Genomic DNA, 16,905 nt, shown 5'->3' on the forward strand with positions numbered 1-16,905 from the left:
GCCGAAGAAATGGTTTTCCATCTGGCGTGCCAGGTACTGGCGGGCGCGCGCATCGGCGAGGTTGAGGCGGTTTTCGTTGACCAGCATGGTCTGGTGCTTGAGCCATCCGGCCCAGGCTTCCTTGCTCACGCTTTCCCAGATGCGCTTGCCCAGTTCACCGGGATAGGGCGGGAAATCGAGGCCTTCGGCTTCCTTGTCGAGCTTGATGCAGTGAACGGTACGTGCCATGGGGAAAAGGTCCTTGTGCTGACTTCAGATGTTTTGGATATAACGAACTGAAATCTTATTGGTTTAAGTTTTGATGGGTCGGTTCCAGAATGCGTTCAGCAGCGTTCAAGCGCTCACCGCAACCTATTCGAGACCCAAATGACAATTCGCCGTCACTTTATCAAGTTTCCAGCCCTGCTCGCGCTGACTGCCAGCGTTGCACTCACGGCGGGTCCGGCCATGGCCCAGCCCTTGACACTGCTCAATGTTTCCTACGATCCCACGCGTGAGCTGTACGTCGAGTACAACCAGGCGTTTGCCAAGCACTGGCAGGCCAAGACCGGTCAGGTGGTCTCGGTCAAGCAGTCGCACGGCGGTTCGGGCAAGCAGGCGCGCTCCATCATCGACGGCATCGACGCCGATGTGGCGACACTGGCCCTGGCCGGCGACATCGACGCCGTCGCCAAGAACGGCGGCCAGATCAACGCCGATTGGCAAAAGCGCCTGCCGCACAACTCGGCGCCCTACAGCTCGACCATCGTGTTCCTGGTGAAGAAGGGCAACCCCAAGGGCATCAAGGATTGGGACGATCTGATCAAGCCCGGCGTGCAGGTGATCACTCCCAACCCCAAGACTTCGGGCGGCGCGCGCTGGAACTACCTCGCGGCCTGGGAATTCGCCAAGCGCAAATATGGCGGCGACCCCAAGGCCAAGGAATTCGTCGGCAAGCTGTTCCAGAACGTTCCCGTGCTGGATACCGGCGCGCGCGGCTCGACCATGACCTTCGTGCAGCGCGGCGTGGGCGATGTGCTGCTGGCCTGGGAAAACGAAGCTTTCCTCGCGCTCAAGGAATTCGGCCGCGACAAGTTCGACATCGTCGTGCCTTCGATCTCCATCCTGGCCGAGCCTTCGGTGGCCGTGGTCGACAAGGTGGTCGACAAGCGCGGCACGCGTGCCGTCGCCGAGGAATACCTCAAGTTCCTGTACTCCGAAGAGGCGCAGCAGATTGCCGGGCGCAACTTCTACCGTCCGACTTCGGAAAAGGCCAAGGCGCAGTTCGCCAGCACCTTTCCCAAGCTGACGCTGGTGACCATCGATCAGGCGTTTGGCGGCTGGGCCAAGGCCGACAAGGAGCATTTCGCCGACGGCGGCAGCTTCGACCAGATCTACACCCGCAAGTAAGCGCATACGGCGCCGGCCCCGGTCGGCGCCGCAAGGAGAGCCCCATGAAAACCTGCCTCAAGCCTGCCGCCCGCGGCCTGGCGCCATTGACGCCTACATTGCAGCTGATAGCCATCACGGCCGCCAGCTGGAACCTGATTGCGCCAGTGCGCTCGCGCAAGCGGGCGCCGCGCATTGCGCTGCGCGGCCTGGCGCGATCCGGCGGCTGCGCGGCGGCGGTGGGGGCAGCATGAGCATTCGCGGCGTCCACCATCTGCAGCTCGCATTCCGCGCCGGCAATGCGCCGGCCATGCGGCATTTCTACCGCGACCTGCTGGGCCTGAGCGAATTGCCGGGCGAGCAGGTCGAAGGCGCGGCCCTGCATTTCGTCGCCGGCGGCCAGCGCATCGATCTTGTCGGTGTGGCGCAATGGCAGCCGCTGCCCGCAGTCTCGCACCTGGCGTTCGAAGTGCAGGATCTGCCCGCGCTGCGCCAGCGCCTGCTGGCCGCGCAGCTGCCGCTGGTCGAAAACCAGGGCCTCGCGGGCTTTGCACGTTTCTACCTCAAGGACCCGGCAGGCAATCAGCTCGAGTTTCTCGAAGCCGAGCCGCAGGACGTCGAGCCTCTCGTGCGCTGGGAAAACGCCTTGGTCGCGGCGTGAGCCGGCCGCAATTTCTTTCGAAGATGCGCGCAGGCGGCGCGCACGCCGCAATTCCTGCGGCCCGCATACGCCAGAAGAAAAACAGGTCAGTGGCATGAATTTCCAGCAATTGCGTTCGGTGCGTGAAACCGTGCGCCGGGGCTTCAACCTCACCGAGGTCGCGCAGGCGCTCTATACCTCCCAGCCCGGCGTGAGCCGGCAGATCCGCGAGCTCGAAGAAGAACTCGGTGTGCAGATCTTCGTGCGCGCGGGCAAGCGGCTCACGGGCCTGACGCCGCCGGGCGAAAGCCTGATGCCCATCGTCGAGAAGCTGCTGTTCGAAGCCGACAACCTGCGCCGCGCAGGCCTGGACTTCAGCACCAGCGACCAGGGCCGGCTGTCGATTGCCGCCACGCACTCGCAGGCGCGCTATGCGCTGCCGCAGGTGGTGCGCGATTTCCGCAGCCGCTTTCCCCAGGTCGTGCTGCACCTGCACCAGGGCTCGCCCCAGCAGGTGGCGCAGATGCTGCTCAGCGGCGAAGCCGACATCGGCGTAGCCACCGAGGCCCTGAGCACCCATGACGAACTGGTCACGCTGCCATGCTACCGCTGGACGCACAGCATCGTCGTGCCGCCAGGCCATGCGCTGCTGGACATCGAGGGGCCGCTGACGCTGGCGCAACTGGTGCAGCACCCGATCATCACCTACGAGCAGGGCTATACCGGCCGGGCCCACATCGACGAAGCCTTTGCGCGCGAAGGCCTGGCGCCCGATGTGGTGCTCTCGGCGATGGATGCCGACGTGATCAAGACCTATGTGGAGCTGGGCATGGGCGTGGGCATCGTCGCCTCGATTGCGGTGGACGCCGAGCGCGACCGCCATCTGCGCCTGCTCGATGCGGGTCACCTGTTTGAAGTCAACCTGACGCGCCTGGGCCTGCGCCGCGGCGCCTGGCTGCGCGGCTATGCCTTCCACTTCATAGAGAGCTTTGTGCCCACGCTCACGCGCGATGTCGTGGCCAAGGCGCTGGAAGTCACGCGCAGCGTCGACTGACACGGCAGGAAACATGGGCGAGAATTGCCGTCCTGCTTTCTGACGGAGCGCCGCCTGGTGCTCCAGTGTTGCCGATGCCCCGTTATTTTCTCTTTCACAAGCCCTATGGCGTGCTGTCCCAGTTCACGCCCGAGGACGGCGCGCGTTCGCTGGCCGAGTTCGGCCTGCCCAAGGGTGTCTATCCCGCGGGCCGGCTCGACAAGGACTCCGAAGGCCTGCTGCTGCTGACCGATGATGGCCCGCTGATCGAGCGCCTGCTCAACCCGCGCAATGAAAAGCCCAAGACCTACTGGGCGCTGGTCGAGCGCGTGCCCAGCGAAGAAGCATTGCAGCGCATGCGCGCGGGACTGCGCATAGAGGATTACCAGACCAAGCCCTGCGCGGCCGTGCTGCTCGATCCCCAGCCAGAAGTGCCGCCGCGCGAGCCGCCCGTGCGCCTGCGCAAGTCGGTGCAGGACATATGGCTTGAAGTGAGCATCGTCGAAGGCAAGAATCGCCAGCTGCGCAAGATGACCGCGGCCATAGGCCATCCCACGCTGCGCCTGGTGCGCCAAAGCATGGCGAATCTGCGCCTGGACGGGCTCGCGCCCGGCGAATGGCGCGAGATAGTCCGCGCCGACATCCAGTTCTGAGGCTTATTGCGCGCCCGACACCTGGGCCATGAAGGTCTGGCCGGTCTCGCCGTCGCGCCAGCCGGGGTAGGTTTCCATCACTTCGGCAAACAGCGCGGAATCGATCCAGCGCTGCAGCCAGGCCTGCAGCGCGGGCCAGGGCTGCTCGGCCCACTGGGCCTCGTCGATGCGCGCGAACTGGCGCACGAAAGGGCGCAGCGCCATGTCGGCAAGACTCGGGTGCAGACCGAACAGATAGCCGGTGTCGGTCAGCTGCTCGTCCAGCGCCGCGAGCCAGGTCAGGGCTTCGGCCTGGGCGTCGTTGACTTCGGCGGCGCTGTAGCGCTCGGGGTACTTGCAGCGGTCGAGCGCGGGCTTGAAGCGCGTGTCCAGGTCATTGATCAGCGCCAGCATCTCGGCTTCGCTGCCTTCGGTCGGGGCCAGCCAGCCGTCGGGGTCGTTCTGGCGCAGCGCCCAGAGCATGATTTCCAGGCTTTGCTCGATCACGCCGTCGGCGTTCACCAGCACCGGCACCGTGCCCTTGGGCGAGGCCTGCAGCAACGCTTCGGGCTTGGCGCGCAGGTTGACTTCGCGCAGCTCGCAGGCAATGCCCGAATGGGCCAGCGCCAGGCGGGCGCGAATGGCATAGGGGCAGCGGCGAAAGGAGTAGAGAACGGGCAGGGGCATGGGCTGGGGTGAATGGGGCCGAGGAAAAAAGTGTGCCGATGATAGCCCCGCGTCGCAGTAAAAGCGGGCGCGAGGCCATTACATGCTTCAGAGCTTTTTGACCAGTACCTGGCTCTTGCGGTCCCAGTTGTACTTGGCCTTGCGCGATTCGGGCAGCCAGTTCGGATCCACGGGCTGGAAACCGCGCTTGATGAACCAGTGCATGGTGCGCGTGGTCAGCACGAACAGGCTTTCCAGGCCCTGGTTGCGCGCGCGCTGCTCTATGCGCTTGAGCAGCTTCTCGCCGTCGCCCGTGCCCTGGCTCTTGGGCGAGACCGTCACGGCCGCCATCTCGGCGGTCTTTTCCTTGGGATAGGGGTAGAGCGCGGCGCAGCCGAAGATCACGCCGTCGTGCTCGATCAGCGTGTAGTTGGTGATGTCGCGCTCGATCTCGGTGCGGCTGCGCTTGACCAGCGTGCCGTCGTTCTCGAACGGCTCTATCAGCTGCACGATGCCCGCGACATCGTCGGCCGTGGCTTCGCGCAGCTCTTCGAGCTTCTCGTCGATGACCATGGTGCCTATGCCGTCGTGCACATAGATTTCGAGCAGCAGCGCGCCGTCGACCGCGAACGGCAGGATATGGCTGCGCTCGACGCCGGCCTTGCAGGCCTTGACGCAGTGCTGCAGGTAGAACGCGGTGTCGGTGGGCTGCTGCGGCGCGGGCAGCTGGGCCAGCAGCGACTGGGCGGTGGCCAGCGGCAGCTCGGTGTCAATGGGGTTGTCGTCGCCCGCGGGCTCGAGCGGGTGCTGGTGGATGCCGGGCACTTCGGTCAGGAAGATCAGCTTGTCGGCCTTGAGCTCTATGGCCACGCTGGTCGCGACCTCTTCCATGTTCAGGTTGAAGGCCTCGCCCGTGGGCGAGAAGCCGAACGGCGACAGCAGCACCATCGCGTCCATGTCGAGCGTCTGGCGTATCGCGTTCACGTCGACCTTGCGCACCAGTCCCGAATGCTTGAAATCGACGCCGTCGACGATGCCCACGGGGCGTGCGGTGACGAAATTGCCCGACAGCACGCGCACCGTGGCGCCGGCCATCGGCGTGTTGGGCAGGCCCTGGCTGAACGCCGCTTCGATTTCATAGCGCAGCTGGCCCGCGGCTTCCTGTGCACAGTCGAGCGCCACGGAGTCGGTGATGCGGATGCCGTGCGAATACTGCGGCGCATGGCCCTTGGCCTGGAGCTGCTCGTTGACCTGGGGACGGAAACCGTGGACCAGCACGATGCGCACGCCCATCGCCTGGATCATCGCCAGGTCCTGGGCGATGCTTGTGAGCTTGCCGGCCGCAATGGCTTCGCCCGTGATGCCGACGACAAAGGTCTGGTTGCGGAATTTGTGGATATAGGGCGCAACCGAGCGGAACCAGGGAACGAAGGTGAAGTTGAAGACGGTGGACATGGGCGGCGTGGACGGGGCGGGCGAAGGCGGGCTACAAGCCCGGGGCGACAAATGTCGCATCATAAGCACGCCGCGACATCCTGCGAGGCGCAGGGCGAAGAAGTTGTCAGCGCGCATCGGTCGCCTGCAGAGTCCTGCGCCGGCCCGGAATAAATCATGGGCCGCCAGCGCTGGGAGCCCGGGCTGCGGATAATGGCGGGCTATGCCTTTTTCCGATCCGCAGACCGCTGCCGCGCCGCGCGCGTACACCCTTGACTTTCCTGCCTCCCTGCCCGTGTCCACGCGGCGCGAGGAGATCATGCGCGCCATGGAGCAGCACCAGGTGATCATTGTCTGCGGCGAGACCGGCTCGGGCAAGACCACGCAGCTGCCGAAGATCGCGCTGGCGCTGGGCCGCGGCAAGTGCAATGCGCCCGCGGGCACGCAGGGCAAGCTGATCGGCCACACCCAGCCGCGGCGCATTGCCGCCAGTTCGGTCGCCAAGCGCATTGCCGAGGAGCTCAAGACGCCGCTGGGCGGCGTGGTCGGCTACAAGGTGCGCTTCCAGGACCGGCTGTCCAAGGACACCACGGTCAAGCTGATGACCGACGGTATCCTGCTGGCCGAAACCCAGACCGACCCGCTGCTCAAGGCCTACGACACGCTGATCATCGACGAGGCGCACGAACGCAGCCTCAACATCGACTTTCTGCTGGGCTATCTGCGCCAGATCCTGCCCAAGCGCCCCGACCTCAAGGTGGTCGTGACTTCGGCGACCATCGACGCCGACCGCTTTGCGCGCCATTTCGCCTCCGCCGACGGTCCGGCGCCCGTGATCATGGTCTCGGGCCGCACCTTCCCGGTCGAGCAGCGCTACCGGCCGTTCGAGGAAAGCCGCGACTACGGCCTCAACGAGGCGATTGCCGACGGCGTCGACGAGCTCTGGGCCGGCGGGCGCGGCGGCGACATCCTGGTGTTTTTGCCGGGCGAGCGCGAAATCCGCGAAGCCGCCGACCATCTGCGCAAGCATCTGCAGCACCAGCCCGTGCTGCGCGGCGCCGAAGTGCTGCCGCTGTTCTCGCGGCTGTCGCAGGCCGAGCAGGACCGCATCTTCGAAGGCCACACGGGCCGGCGCATCGTGCTGGCGACCAACGTTGCCGAGACCTCGCTCACCGTGCCCGGAATCCGCTATGTGATCGACGCGGGCACGGCGCGCGTCAAGCGCTACAGCTTCCGCAGCAAGGTCGAGCAGCTGCTGGTCGAGCCCATCAGCCAGGCCGCGGCCAACCAGCGCGCAGGCCGCTGCGGCCGCGTGGCCGACGGCATCTGCATTCGTTTGTACGACGATGCCGATTTCCTCGCGCGCCCGGCGTTCACCGACCCCGAAATCCTGCGCAGCTCGCTGGCCGGCGTGATCCTGCGCATGAAGTCGCTGGGCCTGGGCGACGTGGTCAACTTCCCCTTCCTCGAGGCGCCTTCGGGCCGGGCCATTGCCGACGGCTACCAGCTGCTGGCCGAGCTCGGCGCGGTGACCGACCACGGCGACATCACGCCCATGGGCCAGGAGCTGTCGCGCCTGCCGCTCGATCCGCGCGTGGGCCGCATGATTCTCGAGGCGCGCGCGCGCGGCGCTGTCGCCGAAGTGCTGGTCATCGCCTCGGCGCTGTCGGTGCAGGACGTGCGCGACCGGCCCATAGACGCGCAGCAGCAGGCCGACCAGCAGCACGCCAAGTTCGACGACGAGAAAAGCGAGTTCAGCGGCTATCTGCGGCTGTGGAAATGGCTGCAGGACGCGCGCGGCGGCAAGGTCGTGGCGCAAAGCCGGCGCGAGATGGCCAGCCAGGCCGCGCCCGCGCCCAAGGCCTCGGCGCGCAATGCGGCCTTCCTGCCCGTGGCCCAGCGCAGCACGGGCGCTCAGGCATCGGTCCAGGCCGATGCGGCCCCGGCCTGGAAGCCCGACGCCGGCGTGCCCGTGCCGGCCGACGACGCCTCGCACAAGATCAGCAACCGCCAGTGGGAACAGCTGCTGCGGCAGAATTTCATCAACATCCGCCGCGTGCGCGAGTGGCGCGACATCTATTCGCAGCTGCTCACGGTGGTCAAGGAGCAGCGCTGGCAGATCAACACCCAGCCCGCGGGCTACGAGGCGCTGCACCTGTCCATGCTTTCGGGCCTGCTGGGCAACCTGGGCTACAAGGGCGATGAGAGCGACAGCTACCTTGGGGCGCGCGGCATTCGCTTTCACCCGCACCCGGGCGCCCACCTGTCCAAGAAGCCCGGCCGCTGGATCGTTGCCGCCGAACTGGTCGAGACTTCGCGGCTTTACGGCCGCGGCATTGCGGCCGTGGAGCCGGTGTGGCTGGAAGAGGTCGGCGCCCATCTGCTGAAGAAACAGCTGCTCGACCCGCACTGGGAAAAGAAAAGCGCCGATGTGGTCGCGCTCGAGCGCGCGACGCTGTACGGCCTGGTGGTCTACAACGGCCGACGCACCAGCTTCGGCAAGGTCGATCCGCAGTCGGCGCGCGAGCTGTTCATCCGCCAGGCGCTGGTCGACGGCGGCTGGGACACGCGCCTGCCTTTCCTGCAGGCCAACCGCAAGCTGGTCGCCAAGATCGAGGAGATGGAGCACAAGTCGCGCCGCCAGGACGTGCTGGTCGACGACGAGCTGATCTACGCCTTCTATGACCAGCAGCTGCCGCAGGGCGTGTTCAGCGGCGCCACCTTCGAGCGCTGGTTCCAGACCGCGAGCCGCGAGAACAGCGACCTGCTGCGCCTCACGCGCGACGAACTCATGCGCCACGAGGCCGCGGGCATCACCACCCAGGCGTTTCCCAAGGTCATCAAGCTCGGCGGCGTCGACTGCGCGGCCCAGTACCTGCATTCGCCGGGCGACGCGCGCGACGGCGTCACCGTCACGGTGCCGCTGTTCGTGCTCAACCAGGTCAGCGAGGAGCGCGCCGAATGGCTGGTGCCGGGCATGCTCAAGGACAAGATCCAGGCGCTGCTCAAGAGCCTGCCCCAGCGTCCGCGCAGCCGCTTCGTGCCGCTGCCCGAGAACGCGCAGCGCCTGGCCGAGCTGCTGTGCGCGCCCGAACGCTTCGTGCAGGGCGGGCTGGTCGACGCGCTGCTCAAGCAGGCGCGCGATGAAACCTCGCTGGACATCAAGCGCGCCGATTTCAAGCTCGACATGCTGAGCCCGCATCTGTTCATGAACTTCCGCGTGACCGACGAGCATGGCCGCCAGCTGGGCCAGGGCCGCAACCTGGGCGCGCTCAAGGCCCAGCTCGGCGCCAAGGCGCGCGGCGCGTTCCAGGCGCTGGCCGGAATGAAGCTGGCCAATGTGCTCGAAGACGGCGCGCCCGCGCCGGCACCGGCGGCGGCAAAGCCGACGGCCAAGGCCGCGGCGCCCGCGGGCAAGTCCCAGGCACAGCCCGTGGCCAAGCCGGCCAGCGATGCGCCCGCGGCCGGCCAGCGCTACACGCAATGGAGCTTCGGCACGCTGCCCGAGCTGATGGAAATCCGCCAGGGCGCGCAGTCGCTGGTGGGCTTTCCGGCGCTGATAGACCACGGCGATGCCGTCGGCATCGAAGTCTTCGACGAGCCCGAAGTCGCGGCCGCCAAGCACCGCGCTGGCCTGCGCCGGCTGTTCGCGCTGCAGATCAAGGACGCGCTCAAGTACCTGGAAAAGAACATTCCCGACCTGCAGAAAATGGCCGTGGCCTTCATGCCGCTGGGCACGCAGGAGGAGCTGCGCCAGCAGATCATCGATGTCGCGCTGGACCGGGCTTTCGTGCTCGATCCCCTGCCCACCAACGCCGCGGAATTCACGCAGCGCGTGCAGGACGGGCGCGGCCGGCTGACCTTGATCGCCAACGAAGTCGCGCGGCTGGCGGGCGCGATCCTGGTCGAGTACACGGCTGCGGCGCGCAAGATCAAGGACACGAAAAATGCGCCCGAGGCCACGGCCGACGCGCTGCAGCAGCTGCAAAAGCTCATGCCCAAGCAGTTCATTGCCGCCGCGCCCTGGACGCAGCTGGCGCATTTCCCGCGCTACCTCAAGGCCATCACGCTGCGCCTGGACAAGTGGCGCGCCGATCCCGCGCGCGACGCCGCGCGCCTGGCCGAGCTGCGCCCGCACGAGCAGCGCTACTGGCGCCTGGTTGCCGACCGCAAGGGCCAGGTCGATGCGCGCATGCAGGAATACCGCTGGATGCTCGAAGAGTTGCGCGTGGGCTTCTTCGCCCAGGAACTGCGCACGCCTTACCCGGTGAGCGTCAAGCGCCTGGACAAGCTCTGGGCGCAGATGCAGAAATGACCCCCCTGAGCGGCTACGCCGCTTCCCCCCAGGGGGACGGCAGCCTCGGTGCGGGGCGACCCTTCCTCGCTGCCCCCTTGTCGGGGCACGCCGGTTTCATGGGCAGAGGGTTTGGAGAGCACCTTGAGTAACCGAACACAATGAGCGCGATGGTGGACTGGTTCTGGCGCCGTCCGCTGCTGCCGCTGGAGCGCGCTTTCGTGCGCCGGCATTTCGGCGCCACGCTCGATGCGCAGCTGCCCGGGCTGCGCATCTACCTGCGCCGCGTGGGCGACACGCGGCGCGCGCTGTCGTTCAACGGCGGGCGCATCTCCATGCCGCGCAGCTGCTTTGTGGCCGGCGATCCGCGCCAGCCGCTGCGCCTGGCGCAGCCGCAGATCGCGGGCGTTTTTGCGCACGAACTGCTGCACCAGTGGCAGCGCGTGCAAGGCCAGGCCGTGACGCGCCAGGCGTTCTGGTTGCAGCTGCGCCAGCTGTGCGGCGGGCACAACCCCTATGCGTATGCGCGCTGCAGCGATGCGCAGGTGATGCACGACACTTTTCTTCAGGCCCAGGTCGAGCAGCAGGGCCAGATGTGGGAGGACCATGTGCGCGCCTGCGTCGCCGGCGCGCCCGCGGCGGAGTTCGCGCGCATCGCCGCCCATGTGCGCGGTGACCGGGCGACGGCCGGCGCCGCGCCTGGAGACGCGGCGTCGCGCGCTTGAGTTTTCGGCGGGGTTGCGGCCGTGTCAGCGTCGCGCAGGTGACCCGTACCTAGGTCTTGTGCCTAGTGCCAGCGCCGGCGCGCTGGCCTAGTCTGGCTGTTGATTTCATAGCGAGCAACATCCATGCGCCCTCATCACGCTTTCTGGCCCGCCCGGCTGCCCCATTCGATCACCGTTCCCGCCACGTCGGTATGGGACAACCTGGCCGTCAGTGCGCGGCGCTATCCCGACAAGACCGCGCTGGTATTCTTTGGCCGCCACCTGACCTACGGCGCGCTGGCCGCGGACGTGGAGCGCGTCGCGGCCTATCTGCAAAGCCTGGGCGTGGGCCGGGGCGACCGCGTGGTCGTGCTGATGCAGAACTCGCCGCAGCTGGTCATTGCGCATTACGCGATCATGCGTGCCAACGCAGTCGTGGTGCCGGTCAACCCCATGAACCGCGCCGACGAGTTGCAGCACTACATCATCGATCCCGACGCCAAGGTCGCGCTGACCAGCGGCGATCTGGCCGGCGAACTCGCCAAGGCCAGCAATGCCTTGCCCGCGGGCAGCGGACTGCAGCATCTGGTGGTCACGCAGTTCAGCGATGCCTTCGATGCCGATGTGCAAGGCCCCGACGCGCCGCCCGAACAATGGCGCGAATGGCTGCTCACGCGCCACCCTTTGCCGGCCCTGGCGCAAGGCCAGGTCCACCCCTGGGACGAGGCGCTGGCCTGCACGGCCATGGCTTCGGCGCATACCGTGGGCGCCGACGATCTGTGCGTGCTGCCGTACACCAGCGGCACCACGGGACTGCCCAAGGGCTGCATGCACACCCACCGCTCCATCATGCACAACGCCGTGGCTTCGGGCTTCTGGAGCAATGCGACCAGCGAGCAGGTGGTGCTGGGCGTGGTGCCGATGTTCCACATCACGGGCCTGGTGTCCATGCTGCACACCTGCATCTGCCTGGGTGCGACGCTGGTCATCATGCCGCGCTGGGAGCGCGAGCTTGCCGGCCGGCTGATCTCGCGCTACCAGGTCACGAGCTGGACCAATATCCCGACCATGGTCATCGACCTGATGGCCAGCCCCCACTTCGACCAGTACGACCTCACGAGCCTGCGCCACATCGGCGGCGGCGGCGCGGCCATGCCCCAGGCCGTGGCCCAGCGCCTGCTCGACCAGTTCGGCCTGCGCTACATCGAAGGCTATGGCCTGACCGAAACCGCCGCGCCTTCGCACAGCAATCCGCCCGACCGCCCCAAGCAGCAGTGCCTGGGCATTCCTTTCATGAGCACCGACGCGCGCGTGATCGACCCCGATACGCTGCAGGAAGTGCCGCAGGGCGAGCAGGGCGAGATCGTGATCCACGGCCCCGAAGTGTTTGCCGGCTACTGGAAATGCCCCGAAGCCACGGCGGCGGCGTTCATCGAGATCGAAGGCAAGCGCTTTTTCCGCTCGGGCGACCTGGGCCGCATCGACGAAGACGGCTACTTCTTCATCACCGACCGCCTCAAGCGCATGATCAATGCCAGCGGCTTCAAGGTCTGGCCGGCCGAAGTCGAGGCGCTGATGTTCAAGCACCCGGCGGTGCAGGAAGCCTGCGTGATCTCGGCGCGCGACAGCTACCGCGGCGAGACCGTCAAGGCCGTGGTCGTGCTGCGCGCCACGCACAGGGGCCAGGTCGGCGAACAGGAAATCCTCGACTGGTGCCGCGAACACATGGCCAGCTACAAGGCGCCGCGCCAGCTGGTGTTTGTCGATGCGCTGCCCAAGAGCGGCAGCGGCAAGGTGATGTGGCGCGTGCTGCAGGAACGCGAAGCCGCGGCGTGAAGGCGCCGGCTCCGATTCGATCAATTCCGGGTTTTTAGGCTTTACGCATGACTTCGCACTCTCAGGATTTCGCCATGAATGTTCCCCCATTGAGCCGCCGCAGGCTGCTGCAAGGCGCGGCCGCCTGGACCGGCGCCGGCGTGCTGGGCAGCGCCCAGGCACAGGGCAGCAAGGCCGCCTGGCCGTCCAAGCCGATACGCATCATCGTGCCCTACAACGCGGGCGGCAGCACCGATGTCGTCGCGCGCACGCTGGCCGACGGCATGAGCAAGCGGCTGGGCAAGCCGGTGCTGGTCGACAACCGCGGCGGCGCGTCCGGCATTCTCGGCACCGACGCCGTGGCGCGCGCGCCGGCCGACGGCCATACGCTGCTGGTGTCGCTGTCGACCTCGATGATGGTCAACCAGTTTCTCTACTCCAAACTGCCCTACAACCCCGAAAAGGACCTGGAACTCATCACCCAGATCGCGACCGCGCCCATCGTGCTGGTGGTCCACCCCTCGGTGCCGGCCAACAACATGCAGGAGCTGCTGGCGTACGTCAAGGCCAACCAGGGCAAGCTGTCCTATGGCTCCTGGGGCCAGGGATCGCAGGCGCATCTGGTAGGCGCCTATCTGAGCAAGATGACGGGCTCCGACATGACCCATGTGGCCTACAAGGGCGAGGCACCCATGCTGCAGGACCTGCTGGGCGGGCAGCTGCAGCTGTGCTTTGCCGGCGTGGCCGGCGCCAAACCTTTTGTCGACGCCGGCCGGCTCAAGGCCATAGGCCTCGTGGGCCGCGAGCGCGCGCCTACCTTGCCCAAGGTCGCGACCCTGCACGAGCAGGGACTGACCGACTCCGCCTATTCGGTGGTCGGCTGGATAGGCATGGGCGCGCCCGCGGGCATTCCCGCGGATGTCGTCGCCCAGCTCTCCAGCCTGGTCAAGGAGCTGGCGCAGGACCCCAAGGTGCAGGAGCAGCTGGTCAACACGGGTGGCCTCGCGGTGATGGGCACGCCGCAGGCGTTTCGCGCCGCCTACCAGCGCGACGCGCCGGCCTGGAAGGCGCTGGTCGCGGCGGCCAACGTGCAGCTCGACTGAGGCCGCGTCAGCGCGCCGCCGGGAACTTGAAGTTCCTCACTTTGCCGGGCAGGCCGGTTCGCCGGCCTGTGGGGTGGCGTTGACCTGCGGCTTCCTGCGGCGGGTCAGCGACAGCACCCAGACAAAGAAGACGGGAACGAAGACCACGCCCAGCAGCGTGGCGCTGAGCATCCCGCCGATGACGCCGGTGCCTATCGAGCGCTGGCTGGCGGCGCCCGCGCCCGAGGCCATGACCAAGGGCAGCACGCCCAGAATGAAGGCCAGCGAAGTCATGACGATGGGCCGAAAGCGCAGGCGCGCGGCGCGCAGCGCGGCATCGACCAGCGGCTGGCCCTGGGCCATCAGGTCCTTGGCGAACTCGACGATCAGAATCGCGTTCTTTGCCGCCAGGCCGATGACGGTGATCAGCCCCACCTTGAAGTAAACGTCATTGGACATGCCCAGAATGCTGACCGCCAGCACCGAGCCCAGGGCGCCAATCGGCACGATCAGCATCACCGAAGCCGGTATGGACCAGCTCTCGTAGAGCGCCACCAGCAGCAGGAACACCACCAGGATGGCCAGCGTGAAGAGAAAGGGCGCCTGCGCGCCGGCAAGCTTTTCCTGGTGCGACAGTCCCGTCCATTCGTAGCCGATTCCCGGGGGCAATTCGCCCATCATGCGCTCGAGCTCGGCCATGGCCTCGCCCGTGCTGTGGCCGGGCGCGGCGTCGCCGCCGATGTTGAACGCCGGATAGCCGTTGTAGCGCGAGATCTGCACCGCGCCGCTTTCCCAGCGCGGGGTGACAAAGGACTTGAGCGGCACCAGCTTGCCGTCGCGGTTGGGGACGTTGAGTTCCAGCACTTTTTCCGGCGTCATGCGGCTGCTCACATCGGCCTGCACGACCACGCGCTGCAGCCGACCCGCGTTGGCGAAGTCGTTGATCGTCGCCGAACCGTAGGCGGTGGAGATTGCCGAGCGCACGGCATCGAAGTTCACGCCCAGCGCCTGGGCCTTGTCGCGGTCCACGTCCAGCCGCAGCTGGGGCGCGTCCTGCAGGCCTTCCATCATGGCGTAGGCAATCACGGGCGAGCTGCTGGCCCTCTGCAGCAGCTTGTCGCGCGCAGCGGTCAGCGCCGCGCGGCCCAGGCCGGCGCGGTCCTGCAGGCGCAGCGAAAAGCCGCCCGAGTTGCCCAGGCCTTCGATGGGCGGCGGCGAGACCGCCATCACGGTGCCGTCGGAAACGCTGGCAAAGCGCACGTTCAAGGCCGCGACTTCATCCATGGCCGACTGGCCGGCGCCGCGCTGCGACCAGTCCTTGAGCGTGGGAAACGCAATGGCCGCGTTCTGGCCGCTGCCCGAGAAACTGAAGCCCAGCACCGAGAACGCCGAATCCACGCCGGCGCGCGACAGCAGGTATTGCTCCACGTCGTCGACCAGCGCCTGCGTGCGCAGATGCGTCGCGCCCGGCGGCAATTGCATGTCGACAATCAGCGTGCCCTGGTCTTCGGTGGGCACGAACGACTCGGGCAGGCGCGCATACAGCACGGCCAGCACCGCCACAAGGGCCAGGTAGACCAGCATGTAGCGTCCGGTCCTGCGCAGCAGTTGGTGGTTGAGCGCCTCGAAGCGCTCGCTCAGGCGCGCGAAGAGGCGGTTGAACCAGCCGAAGAAGCCTTTCTTCTCGGCGTGCTGTCCCTGGGGGATGGGCCTGAGCAGCGTGGCGCACAGCGCGGGCGTCAGCGTCAGCGCCAGGAAGCCGGAGAACATGATGGACACCGCCAGCGACAGCGAGAACTGCTGGTAGATCACGCCCACCGAGCCGCTCATGAACGCCAGCGGCAGGAACACCGCCGCCAGCACCAGCGTGATGCCGACAATCGCGCCGCTGACCTGCTCCATGGCCTTGATGGTGGCCGCGCGCGGCGACAGGCCTTCCTCGGCCATGATGCGCTCGACGTTTTCCACCACCACGATGGCGTCGTCGACCAGAATGCCTATGGCCAGCACCATGCCGAACATGGTCATCATGTTGACCGAGAAGCCGAGCACCGACATCACGGCGAACGTGCCCAGCAGGCACACCGGTACGACAATGGTGGGAATCAGCGTGTAGCGCAGGTTCTGCAGGAACAGGAACATCACCAGGAACACCAGCACCACGGCTTCGATCAGCGTGTGGATCACCTTTTCAATCGCCACCTCGACAAACAGCGAGGTGTCGTAGGGAATGGAGTACTCGACATCGGCGGGGAAGGCCGCCGACAGCTCCTGCAGGCGCGCGCGCACCGCCTTGGCGGTCTTGATGGCATTGGCGCCCGGGGCAAGCTGCACGGCAGCGGACACCGCCTTCTTGCCGTCCAGCGTGGTGTCGAAGCTGTAGTCCTGGCGACCGATCTCCAGCCGCGCCACATCGGCCAGGCGCACGGTGGAGCCGTCGACATTGGCGCGCAGCACGATGCGCTCGAACTCCTGCGGCGTCTCCAGCATGCCCTTGACGGCAATCGTTGCCGTGAGTTCCTGCTCGGGCGAGCCTGGCCGGCTGCCGAAACTGCCCGCGGGCACGGGAACGTTCTGCGCGGCAATCGCGCGGTTCACATCCTCGACCGACAAGCCATAGCCCAGCAGCTTCTGCGGATCGATCCAGATCCGCATTGCGGCTTCCGAGCTGAAGAACTGCAGCTTGCCCACGCCCGGCAGGCGCCTGAGCTCGTTGTTGATGCTGCGCGCCGCGTAGTCGGACAGGCCGACCACGTCCTTGTGGCTGTCATCGCCCTTGTAGGTCAGGGCGTAGATGATCAGAAAGCCGGCATTCGCCTGATCGACCTGCAGCCCCTGCTGGGTCACAGCCGCGGGCAGGCGCGCTTCGGCCTTCTTGAGCCGGTTCTGCACGTCGACCTGGGCCAGATTGGGATCGGTGCCGGGCTCGAAGGTGGCGGTGATTTCGGCCGTGCCATCCGAGCTGCTCGATGAGGCGAAGTACATCAGACGGGTCGCGCCGTTGAGCTCCTCCTCGATCACGCTGGTGACCGAATCGACCAGCGTGGCAGCCGAAGCGCCGGGGTAGGTGGCGAAGATGGAGATCTGCGGCGGAGCGACCACCGGAAACTGCGACACCGGCAAAGACGGTATCGCCAGCACGCCGGCCAGCGTGATGAAAATGGCCACGACCCAGGCAAAGTTGGGCCGGCCAATGAAGAAATTGGGCATTGTCTGTCCTTGGGAATCCTGGCGCGC

At 66.9% G+C, this 16,905-nt stretch carries 13 protein-coding genes; 9 read left to right on the plus strand and 4 right to left on the minus strand.

Annotated elements, in window-relative coordinates; translation table 11 throughout:
• Positions 1–228 (minus strand): oxidative damage protection protein (locus tag RR928_RS13120; RefSeq protein ID WP_332682840.1); only part of this gene is annotated, 228 nt, incomplete at its 3' end.
• 138 nt (positions 229–366) lie between these two features.
• Here RR928_RS13120 and RR928_RS13125 point away from each other — a divergent pair.
• From RR928_RS13125 to RR928_RS13145, 5 genes are all read left to right on the plus strand, one after another.
• Positions 367–1,389, plus strand: coding sequence for a sulfate ABC transporter substrate-binding protein (locus RR928_RS13125; protein ID WP_332540171.1), 1,023 nt, complete (start codon positions 367–369; stop codon positions 1,387–1,389).
• A gap of 44 nt (positions 1,390–1,433) precedes the next feature.
• Positions 1,434–1,622 carry a hypothetical protein gene (locus tag RR928_RS13130; protein WP_332540172.1) on the plus strand — a complete coding sequence of 63 codons (189 nt, stop codon included), beginning with the start codon at positions 1,434–1,436 and terminating at the stop codon, positions 1,620–1,622.
• The gene (locus RR928_RS13135; protein WP_332540174.1) at positions 1,619–2,029 is read left to right on the plus strand and encodes a VOC family protein; all 411 of its coding nucleotides are present in this window, start codon (positions 1,619–1,621) and stop codon (positions 2,027–2,029) included. Before RR928_RS13130 ends, RR928_RS13135 begins: the two co-directional genes overlap by 4 nt.
• A gap of 94 nt (positions 2,030–2,123) precedes the next feature.
• Complete coding sequence (locus tag RR928_RS13140; protein ID WP_332540175.1) at positions 2,124–3,062, plus strand: CysB family HTH-type transcriptional regulator; 939 nt, start codon at positions 2,124–2,126, stop codon at positions 3,060–3,062.
• 74 nt (positions 3,063–3,136) lie between these two features.
• Positions 3,137–3,694, plus strand: coding sequence for a pseudouridine synthase (locus RR928_RS13145; protein WP_332540177.1), 558 nt, complete (start codon positions 3,137–3,139; stop codon positions 3,692–3,694).
• Between the two features lie 3 nt (positions 3,695–3,697).
• On the opposite strand, the gene RR928_RS13150 is transcribed toward RR928_RS13145, so the two are convergent.
• Together RR928_RS13150 and argA are read right to left on the minus strand one after the other, a co-directional pair.
• Positions 3,698–4,360, minus strand: a complete 663-nt coding sequence (locus tag RR928_RS13150) for a glutathione S-transferase (RefSeq protein ID WP_332540178.1) — start codon at positions 4,358–4,360, stop codon at positions 3,698–3,700.
• An 87-nt stretch (positions 4,361–4,447) separates the two neighbouring features.
• Positions 4,448–5,794, minus strand: a complete 1,347-nt coding sequence (gene argA, locus RR928_RS13155; protein WP_213299433.1) for an amino-acid N-acetyltransferase — start codon at positions 5,792–5,794, stop codon at positions 4,448–4,450.
• Between the two features lie 298 nt (positions 5,795–6,092).
• Between argA and hrpA the strand changes: the two genes are divergently transcribed.
• The 4 genes from hrpA to RR928_RS13175 all read left to right on the plus strand — a co-directional run bounded on the left by hrpA (position 6,093) and on the right by RR928_RS13175 (position 13,689).
• Positions 6,093–10,088, plus strand: a complete 3,996-nt coding sequence (gene hrpA, locus RR928_RS13160) for an ATP-dependent RNA helicase HrpA (RefSeq protein WP_442881914.1) — start codon at positions 6,093–6,095, stop codon at positions 10,086–10,088.
• Between the two features lie 140 nt (positions 10,089–10,228).
• A complete protein-coding gene (locus RR928_RS13165) occupies positions 10,229–10,792 on the plus strand; it encodes a hypothetical protein (protein ID WP_442881913.1) in 564 nt (187 codons plus the stop codon).
• A gap of 123 nt (positions 10,793–10,915) precedes the next feature.
• Entirely contained in the window at positions 10,916–12,607 is a 1,692-nt protein-coding gene (locus tag RR928_RS13170; protein WP_332682847.1) for a long-chain fatty acid--CoA ligase, read from the plus strand.
• Positions 12,608–12,681: 74 nt separating this feature from the next.
• Positions 12,682–13,689: a Bug family tripartite tricarboxylate transporter substrate binding protein gene (locus tag RR928_RS13175; protein WP_332534181.1), complete on the plus strand. Its 1,008-nt coding sequence runs from the start codon at positions 12,682–12,684 to the stop codon at positions 13,687–13,689.
• Between the two features lie 36 nt (positions 13,690–13,725).
• Here the strand turns inward: RR928_RS13175 and RR928_RS13180 are convergent, their stop codons facing one another.
• The gene (locus RR928_RS13180) at positions 13,726–16,878 is read right to left on the minus strand and encodes an efflux RND transporter permease subunit (RefSeq protein WP_332682849.1); all 3,153 of its coding nucleotides are present in this window, start codon (positions 16,876–16,878) and stop codon (positions 13,726–13,728) included.
• Between the last annotated feature and the right edge of the window lie 27 nt (positions 16,879–16,905).

Source organism: Comamonas sp. (assembly GCF_036666375.1).
In the GTDB taxonomy this organism is placed as follows: Bacteria; Pseudomonadota; Gammaproteobacteria; order Burkholderiales; family Burkholderiaceae_C; genus Comamonas.

Coding starts and splice junctions, on each gene's coding strand:
- RR928_RS13125 (WP_332540171.1), top strand. CDS start 367: ATGACAATTCGCCGTCACTTTATCAAGTTTCCAGCCCTGCTCGCGCTG.
- RR928_RS13130 (WP_332540172.1), top strand. CDS start 1,434: ATGAAAACCTGCCTCAAGCCTGCCGCCCGCGGCCTGGCGCCATTGACG.
- RR928_RS13135 (WP_332540174.1), top strand. CDS start 1,619: ATGAGCATTCGCGGCGTCCACCATCTGCAGCTCGCATTCCGCGCCGGC.
- RR928_RS13140 (WP_332540175.1), top strand. CDS start 2,124: ATGAATTTCCAGCAATTGCGTTCGGTGCGTGAAACCGTGCGCCGGGGC.
- RR928_RS13145 (WP_332540177.1), top strand. CDS start 3,137: ATGCCCCGTTATTTTCTCTTTCACAAGCCCTATGGCGTGCTGTCCCAG.
- RR928_RS13150 (WP_332540178.1), bottom strand. CDS start 4,360: ATGCCCCTGCCCGTTCTCTACTCCTTTCGCCGCTGCCCCTATGCCATT.
- argA (WP_213299433.1), bottom strand. CDS start 5,794: ATGTCCACCGTCTTCAACTTCACCTTCGTTCCCTGGTTCCGCTCGGTT.
- hrpA (WP_442881914.1), top strand. CDS start 6,093: ATGCGCGCCATGGAGCAGCACCAGGTGATCATTGTCTGCGGCGAGACC.
- RR928_RS13165 (WP_442881913.1), top strand. CDS start 10,229: ATGAGCGCGATGGTGGACTGGTTCTGGCGCCGTCCGCTGCTGCCGCTG.
- RR928_RS13170 (WP_332682847.1), top strand. CDS start 10,916: ATGCGCCCTCATCACGCTTTCTGGCCCGCCCGGCTGCCCCATTCGATC.
- RR928_RS13175 (WP_332534181.1), top strand. CDS start 12,682: ATGAATGTTCCCCCATTGAGCCGCCGCAGGCTGCTGCAAGGCGCGGCC.
- RR928_RS13180 (WP_332682849.1), bottom strand. CDS start 16,878: ATGCCCAATTTCTTCATTGGCCGGCCCAACTTTGCCTGGGTCGTGGCC.